The following is a 7199-nucleotide window of genomic DNA, read 5'->3' as shown; positions in this document are numbered from 1 at the left end:
ATCGGGCTGGGCGCGGCTGAGGCGCTCGCCGCCGCGGGCGCGAACGTCGTGCTGACCTCCCGCAGCACCGAGTCCGCCGAGGCCGCGGCCGAGAGCGTCAACGCGGCGGCCCCCCCGGGAGCGGGCACGGCCGTCGGTTACGGCGCGCACGCGGTCGACGAGGAGGCCGCCCGCGCGTGCGTCCACTTCACTCTGGGGCGGTTCGGCAGCATCGACGTGCTGGTCAACAACGCGGGCACGAACCCGGCCCACGGGCCGCTCGTCGACGTCGACCACGCGCGGTTCGCGAAGACGTTCGACGTCAACGTGTGGGCCCCGCTGCTGTGGACCGGGCTGGCCGTACGCGCCTGGATGGGCGAGCACGGCGGCTCGGTGGTGAACACGGCCTCGGTCGGCGGGATGTCCGCCGAGCCGAACCTCGGCGTGTACAACGCCACCAAGGCCGCGTTGATCCACCTGACCAAGCAGCAGGCGATCGAGCTGTCGCCGAAGGTCCGCGTCAACGCGGTCGCGCCGGGCGTCGTCCGTACCCGGCTCGCGGAGGCGCTGTGGAGGGAGCACGAGGACGCGTTCAACGCCTCGTTGCCCCTCGGCCGGATCGGCGAGCCGCGTGACATCGGGGACGCGATCGCGTTCCTCGCCTCCGCATCCGCGTCGTGGATCACCGGCGAGACGCTGGTGATCGACGGGGGAGCCCTGCTCGGCGTGGCGGTCTCGCCCGAGTCGGAGCGACGGCGAGAGGCGTCCGCCGGTGTCTAGGACGGCGCAGGCATCGGCGCGGCGAGCGGGCGTTCCCGGCGTCGACGCCGCCGCGGTGCGCCGCTGGATGGCGGCACACGGCATCGAACCGGCGGGGGAGCTGTCGTTCGAACGGGTCGGGTTGGGACAGTCGAACCTCACCTACCGCCTCCGTGAGGGCGGCGGGCGCAGCTGGGTGCTGCGCCGTCCACCGCTGGGCGAGCTGCTCGAGTCGGCGCACGACGTCGTCCGCGAGGCGCGGATCCTGGCGGCGCTGCGAGAGACCGGCGTGCCCGTGCCCGAGGTGCACGGTGTGCTACCGCGCGGGGCGGTCGGCGACGACGCGCCCGCGTTCCTCATGTCGTGGGTGGACGGGACGGTCCTCGACCGCATGGCGGTCGCCGAGGCGACGCCACCCGCCCTGCGCCGCGCCGTCGGCCTTTCGCTGGCGCGCACGCTCGCCGAGGTGCACGCCGTGGACCTCGACGCGACGGGCCTTTCCGGGCTGGCGAGCCACGCGCCGTACGCGCCGCGGCAGCTCAAGCGCTGGTCCCGGCAGTGGGAGCACTCGAAGACGCGGGAGCTCCCGGCGCTCGACGCGCTGACGCGGCGGCTGGCCGGCGCCGCCGGGCCCCAGCGCGAGACCACCCTCGTCCACGGCGACCCGCATCCGCAGAACGTCATCACCTCGCCGGAGACGGGGGAGGTCGTCGCCGTGCTCGACTGGGAGCTGAGCACGCTGGGCGAGCCGCTGGCCGACCTCGGCACACTCCTCGCGTACTGGCCGCGGGCCGGGGACCCGGCCGTGCAGGAGTTCGCCCCGTCAACGCTGGACGGCTTCCCCACCCGCGACGAGCTCGTCGACGAGTACGCCCGTGCCACCGGCCGAGACGTCTCGGCCGTCGGCTTCTGGCACGCGCTGGGGCTGTGGAAGATCGCGGTCATCGCCGAAGGCGTGCTGCGCAGGGCCCTGGACGAGCCGTTGAACAAGGCCGCGGACGGCACGCTGACCCCGGAGCGTGTCGACGCGCTCGTCGGCCACGCCCACGAGGTGGCGACGGCGGCGGGGATCTGAACGAGCCGGCAGAAGGCCGGCCCACGGGCCGGGCACGACGAAGGGACTACGGACACATGACGAACACCCAGCGCGTCGCCATCGTGACGGGTGGCGCACGAGGGATCGGCGCCGCCATCGCGCGCCGCCTCGCCGGCGACGGCCACGCGGTCGCCGTGCTCGACCTCGACGCCTCCGACTGCACGGAGGTCGTCGACGCCATCACCGGCGCCGGCGGCCGAGCGCTCGCGGTCGGTTGCGACGTCTCCGACGAGGCGTCGGTGGTCCGGGCCGTCGAGCAGGTCGTCGAGGGTCTCGGGGCGCCGGTCGTCCTGGTGAACAACGCCGGCATCCTCCGCGACAACATGCTCTTCAAGATGACGCTGAACGACTGGGACCAGGTCATGAGCGTCCACCTGCGCGGCTCCTTCCTCATGGCGCGAGCCGTGCAGCGCCACATGGTCGACGCGGGCTTCGGCCGCATCGTCAACCTGTCGAGCACGTCGGCTCTCGGCAACCGGGGTCAGGCCAACTACGCCGCCGCGAAGGCGGGACTCCAGGGGTTCACCAAGACGCTGGCGATCGAGCTCGGCAAGTTCGGGATCACCGCCAACGCGGTCGCGCCCGGGTTCATCGAGACCGACATGACCCGTGCAACGGCGGCGCGGATGGGCATCGACTTCGACGAACTCAAACGGCGCATGGTGGAGCGGACCCCGGTCGCGCGCTCGGGCCGGCCCGAGGACGTCGCCGCCGCGGTCGCGTTCCTCGTCGGGGAGGACTCCGGGTTCGTGTCGGGACAGGTGCTCTACGTCGCCGGCGGTCCGACGGTCTGACGGCCGCCACGAGACGGCCGCCACGAAGGGAAGAGAAGGAGATCGACATGCGGGAAGCAGTGATCGTCTCGACGGCGCGGACGCCGATCGGGAAGGCGTACCGGGGTGCGTTCAACGACACCTCGGCGCAGGAGCTGGCCGGGCACGCCATCAGGCACGCCGTCGAGCGTGCGGGGCTGGAGGGCCCGGAGGTGGAGGACGTCGTGCTCGGCGCGGCCCTGCAGCAGGGGTCCTCCGGCTTCAACGTGGCGCGGCAGGGCGCGCTCCGCGCGGGGCTGGGCCTGGGCGTGGCCGGGATGACGATCGACCGCCAGTGCTCGTCGGGGCTGATGGCGATCGCCACCGCCGCGAAGCAGATCGTGCACGACGGGATGAACGTGGTCGTGGGCGGGGGAGTCGAGTCGATCTCGCTGGTCCAGAACGAGTACATGAACGGCTATCGCGCCGAGGATCCGTGGCTGGCCGAGTACGTGCCCGACCTGTACATACCGATGCTGCAGACGGCCGAGATCGTGGCCGACCGGTACCGCGTGAGCCGGGAGCGGCAGGACGAGTTCGCCCTGGCGTCGCAGCGCCGTACGGCCGCCGCCCAGGAGGCCGGCCGGTTCGACGACGAGATCGTCGCCCTGCCGTCGGTGAAGAAGGTCGTCGGCGAGGACGGCGAGGTCATCGGCCGGCAGGTGACGCTGACCCGCGACGAGGGCAACCGGCCCTCCACGACCGCCGAGGGGCTGGCGGTCCTGCGCCCCGTGCTGCCGGACGGTCAGCTGACGGCGCGCTCCAGCGTCACCGCCGGCAACTCGTCCCAGCTGTCCGACGGGGCGTCCGCGTCGGTGCTGATGGAGGCGGGCGAGGCGGCCCGGCGCGGACTGGAGCCGCTGGGGGTCTACCGGGGCATCGCCGTGGCCGGGTGCGGCCCCGACGAGATGGGCATCGGCCCGGTGTTCGCGATCCCGAAGCTCCTCGATCAGCACGGGCTCAAGATCGACGACATCGACCTCTGGGAGCTCAACGAGGCCTTCGCCTCCCAGGCCGTGTACTGCCGCGACGAGTTGGGCATCGACCCCGAGCGCTGCAACGTCAACGGTGGCGGGATCTCGGTCGGGCACCCGTACGGGATGACGGGGGCGCGTCTCGTCGGCCACGCCCTGATCGAGGGCCGCCGGCGCGGGGCCCAGCACGTCGTGGTCACGATGTGCATCGGAGGCGGGATGGGAGCCGCCGGGTTGTTCGCGGTTGCCTGAGCGGGCCGGGCAGCAACTAAAGTTCGAAGTCATGTTCAGGACAGTGGAAGGCGACGCCATGGCTCATGCTCCCGCTCCCCGAGCCGTGCTCACCGACTTCGGTGGCGTGCTCACCACCAGCGTGATCGACGCTTTCCGCGCGTTCTCGCAGGAGATCAGCGGTGACCCGGGATTCGCGACCGGCCTGTTCCGCGACGACGACGAAGCCGCGCGGCTCCTCGTCGAACATGAGTGCGGGCGCATGGCCGAGCGCGAGTTCGAGGCCGGGATCGTGGCGCGGATGCGGCACCACGGGGTCGACCCCGGCGCGCAGGGGTTCGTGCGGGGCCTCCAGTCGCGCCTGCGGCCGGACACCGCGATGCTCGACGCGATGCGCGGGCTGCGGGCCCGGGGCGTGCCGGTCGCGATCGTGTCGAACTCTCTCGGCGACGACTGCTACCGGGGCTACGACCTGGCCGAGCTGGCGGACGTGGTCGTCGCCTCGGGCGAGGTCGGCGTGCGCAAGCCGGCCCGCCGGATGTACACGATCGCCTGTGAGCGGCTCGGCGTGGCGCCGGAGGACACGGTGATGATCGACGACCTCCAGCAGAACCTGGACGGAGCGGCCCGGCTCGGCATCCGGGGACTCCTCCACTCCGACGGCGCCGAGACGGTCCGCGTCCTCGACGGATGGTTCTCGCCGGCTCAGTCCCGCGGCTTGCGCCAGGTGACGCTGTAGCGCCACATGAGGTGGCGGCGGTACCGGGAGCCGGGCAGGATCTCGGCGGCCAGCGCTCGCATCTGCGGGTACGTCACCGGCGGCGGCCACAGCGTGCGGGACGGAACGCTCGTCGCGGGGCGGGTGACTCCCGACTCACCCGCCCTCGTATGACTTGTCGGGAACACGAGCCACGCGCGCACCAACCTTGAGTAGTTGCGCAGCGAGACCTTGGGGGTGGCGATCGAGGCGGTGGCGGAAGCCGCACCCGCGGGCGTCACACCGCGAGCGCCGGTGAGAACCGCGGCCAGCGTCGTGGCCGCGAGAAGCGCCGCCTCGCCGCGGTAGGGATGCGAACCGCCCACCTGACAGTCCGAGCGTTGTCCGGTTCGCTCGGCCTAGCGGCGAACAGCCATTGAAATTGAAGCCGAGTTCATCTAGGCTCCGTGAAACGGCTGAAGGTGGGGCGGAAGACAAGGAGACCGCGGATGGCTGACGTACCGCTCACTGAAGATATGACCGCGCTCGTCGCGGGCGGGACGGTCGGAGGCGGGGAGGCCCGAGACGTGGAGGCGCAGCATGCTTGACACCGGAGAGCACGACCTTCCCGCGGTCGTGTGCCTGCACTCACTTTTCCTCGGCCCGCACATGTTCGACCGGCTGGTGGCGTCCGGTAAGGGCCGGTTCCGGTTCCTGCAGCCGACGTTCCCGGGACAGGGCGACCGCATCGACGAGGCGACCGCGCCGGTCACGATGGACGACTGCGTCGAGGACCTCGCCTCGGCGCTGGAGCGCGCGGGCGTACGGCGCTACTCACTGGTCGCCCAGTCCATGGGGGGCGACGTCGCCGTCCGGCTCGCGGCCTCCAACCCCGACGCCGTGGAGGCGCTGGTGCTGATCGGCACCTCGGTGCGCGCGGAGCCCCCCGAGCAGATGGCGGAGTTCCGCGCGGTGGCGGATCACATCGAGGAGGCCGGGTTCGATGCCGGCATGCAGCAGGTGGTGCTCGAGATCATGCTCGGCGCGTCGACGCGCAGCGACCCGGCGAAGCAGGAGCTCGTCGACGAGTTCCGCCGCCAGTTCGCGGCGTTGCCGGCCCGGTTGCACCACGCGGCGCGCGGGGTGATCGAACGTGAGGACGCCACCGGGCTGCTCGCGTCGATCACGGCGCCGACTCTCGTCGTGAACGGCGAAGAGGACGTCGTACGCCCTCCGGCGTGGTCCGCCGACATGGTGCGTGGGATCTCCGGGGCCCGCCAGGTGGAGCTCAAGGGCGTGGGCCACAGCCCCACCCTGGAGGCGCCCGAGGTCGTCCTTCCGCTGGTGCTCGGCTTCCTCGAGGACTCGGTGCGTTCCACGTAGGAACAGGCGCACGGTCCCCGCCCGCGGGCGGGGACCGTGCGTGGGTTCAGTCGATGACCGCGGTGGCCTCGATCTCGACCAGGAGGTCGGGCTCGGCCAGCGCGGCGACGCCCACGCCTGTGAGCGGCGGGACCGGGGTGACGCCCAGCTTCGCGGAGGCCCGGGCGGCCCCCTCCAGGAAATGGGGCATCTTGTCGGGGGTCCAGTCGACGAGGTAGACGGTCAGTTTCACCACGTCGTCGAAGGAGCCGCCGGCCGCGGCCAGGGCGGTGCCGATGTTGAGGTAGCACTGCTCGACCTGGGCGGCGAGGTCGCCTTCGCCGACTCTGCCCCCGTCGGCATCGCGAGCGACCTGACCGGCGATGAAGACCAGCTTCGATCCGGTGGCGACCGACACCTGGCGGTAGATGTCGACCTTCGGCAGTCCTTCGGGGTTCACCAGGGTGATGGCCACTGCTGACTCCTTGTCGTGAGAGCGCGCGGGCTCGTCGTTCCCCTAACTATAGCATTGCAATGCTATATATTCTGGTGCTGTGGCGAGAACGAAGGATCCCGCGGTCCGCACCCTGCTCATCGAGCGGGCCGCACGCATGCTCCGCACCCGCGAGCCCGTCACCCTGCGCTCACTGGTGGCCGGGACCGGCGTGTCGACGATGGCCGTCTACACCTACTTCGGCGGCATGGACGGCATGTGGAAGGCCCTGCGGCAGGAGGGCTTCACCCGCCTGGCGGCCAGGTTCGCGACGGTGCCCACGTCCGAGGACCCGGTTCAGGACCTGACGGTCCTGGTCGCCGCCTACCTCGGCAACGCTCTGGACCACACCGACCTGTACCGGGTCATGTTCGACGCGAACTTCGACCTCGAAGACCTCAAGGCCGCGGACGCGACCCTGGAGTATCTGGTCCAAGCCGCCCTGCGGGCCAGGGACGCCGGCCGCTTCCGCGCCGGCACCGACCCGCTGGAACTCGCGACCCAGAGCTGGACGATCGCCCACGGGCTGGTCTCCCTGGTCGCCAACGGCCCCCTGCCGCGCCAGACGCTCGCCAACGGAGTCCTCCTGCTGACCGCGCTGTTCATCAGCGCGGGAGACGACCCCGGCAGGTGCCGCCTGTCGGTCGAGAACGGCTGGAAGCAGCTGCGGCTGGAAGGCGGATAGCCCGCGCCCCGCACCCGTACGCGCGCCGCGACCGGCCATGGTCACGCGCGGAGGCTGCGACCGGCCGACCTGGGCGCCGCCGCCAGCACCGCCCAGCCGGCCGCCGTGGTG

Annotated in this window: 9 protein-coding genes; 7 read left to right on the top strand and 2 right to left on the bottom strand. The window is 71.9% G+C overall.

All coding sequences use genetic code 11. The features are described 5' to 3' along the window. The 5 genes from DQW85_RS30950 to DQW85_RS30930 form a co-directional block, all read left to right on the top strand. Positions 1 to 759: SDR family oxidoreductase (locus DQW85_RS30950; protein WP_162795510.1), on the top strand; the 759-nt coding region annotated here is incomplete at its 5' end. Beyond that, positions 752 to 1813: a phosphotransferase family protein gene (locus tag DQW85_RS30945; protein ID WP_205315541.1), complete on the top strand. Its 1062-nt coding sequence runs from the start codon at positions 752 to 754 to the stop codon at positions 1811 to 1813. The genes DQW85_RS30950 and DQW85_RS30945, both read left to right, overlap by 8 nt. A 56-nt stretch (positions 1814 to 1869) precedes the next feature. Next, complete coding sequence (gene fabG, locus DQW85_RS30940; RefSeq protein ID WP_113703340.1) at positions 1870 to 2628, top strand: 3-oxoacyl-ACP reductase FabG; 759 nt, start codon at positions 1870 to 1872, stop codon at positions 2626 to 2628. A 47-nt stretch (positions 2629 to 2675) separates the two neighbouring features. Then, positions 2676 to 3872, top strand: coding sequence for an acetyl-CoA C-acyltransferase (locus tag DQW85_RS30935; RefSeq protein ID WP_113703339.1), 1197 nt, complete (start codon positions 2676 to 2678; stop codon positions 3870 to 3872). 31 nt (positions 3873 to 3903) lie between these two features. Continuing rightward, positions 3904 to 4590 carry an HAD family hydrolase gene (locus tag DQW85_RS30930; RefSeq protein WP_205315540.1) on the top strand — a complete coding sequence of 229 codons (687 nt, stop codon included), beginning with the start codon at positions 3904 to 3906 and terminating at the stop codon, positions 4588 to 4590. Here DQW85_RS30930 and DQW85_RS46140 read toward each other — a convergent pair. Next, entirely contained in the window at positions 4557 to 4934 is a 378-nt protein-coding gene (locus DQW85_RS46140) for a hypothetical protein (protein WP_205315539.1), read from the bottom strand. The genes DQW85_RS30930 and DQW85_RS46140 overlap by 34 nt on opposite strands. A gap of 214 nt (positions 4935 to 5148) precedes the next feature. Here DQW85_RS46140 and DQW85_RS30920 point away from each other — a divergent pair, with 214 nt between their 5' ends. After that, positions 5149 to 5931, top strand: coding sequence for an alpha/beta fold hydrolase (locus DQW85_RS30920; protein ID WP_113703338.1), 783 nt, complete (start codon positions 5149 to 5151; stop codon positions 5929 to 5931). A gap of 46 nt (positions 5932 to 5977) precedes the next feature. Here the strand turns inward: DQW85_RS30920 and DQW85_RS30915 are convergent, their stop codons facing one another. Then, entirely contained in the window at positions 5978 to 6385 is a 408-nt protein-coding gene (locus DQW85_RS30915) for a RidA family protein (protein WP_113703337.1), read from the bottom strand. Between the two features lie 79 nt (positions 6386 to 6464). Here DQW85_RS30915 and DQW85_RS30910 point away from each other — a divergent pair, with 79 nt between their 5' ends. Next, entirely contained in the window at positions 6465 to 7088 is a 624-nt protein-coding gene (locus DQW85_RS30910) for a TetR/AcrR family transcriptional regulator (protein ID WP_113703336.1), read from the top strand. Positions 7089 to 7199: the final 111 nt, after the last annotated feature.

Source organism: Nonomuraea lactucae (assembly GCF_003313395.1).
Taxonomy (GTDB): Bacteria; Actinomycetota; Actinomycetes; order Streptosporangiales; family Streptosporangiaceae; genus Nonomuraea; species Nonomuraea lactucae.
The sequence above is the reverse complement of the archived record's forward strand: the minus strand, read 5'-3'. Positions and strand labels throughout refer to the sequence as shown.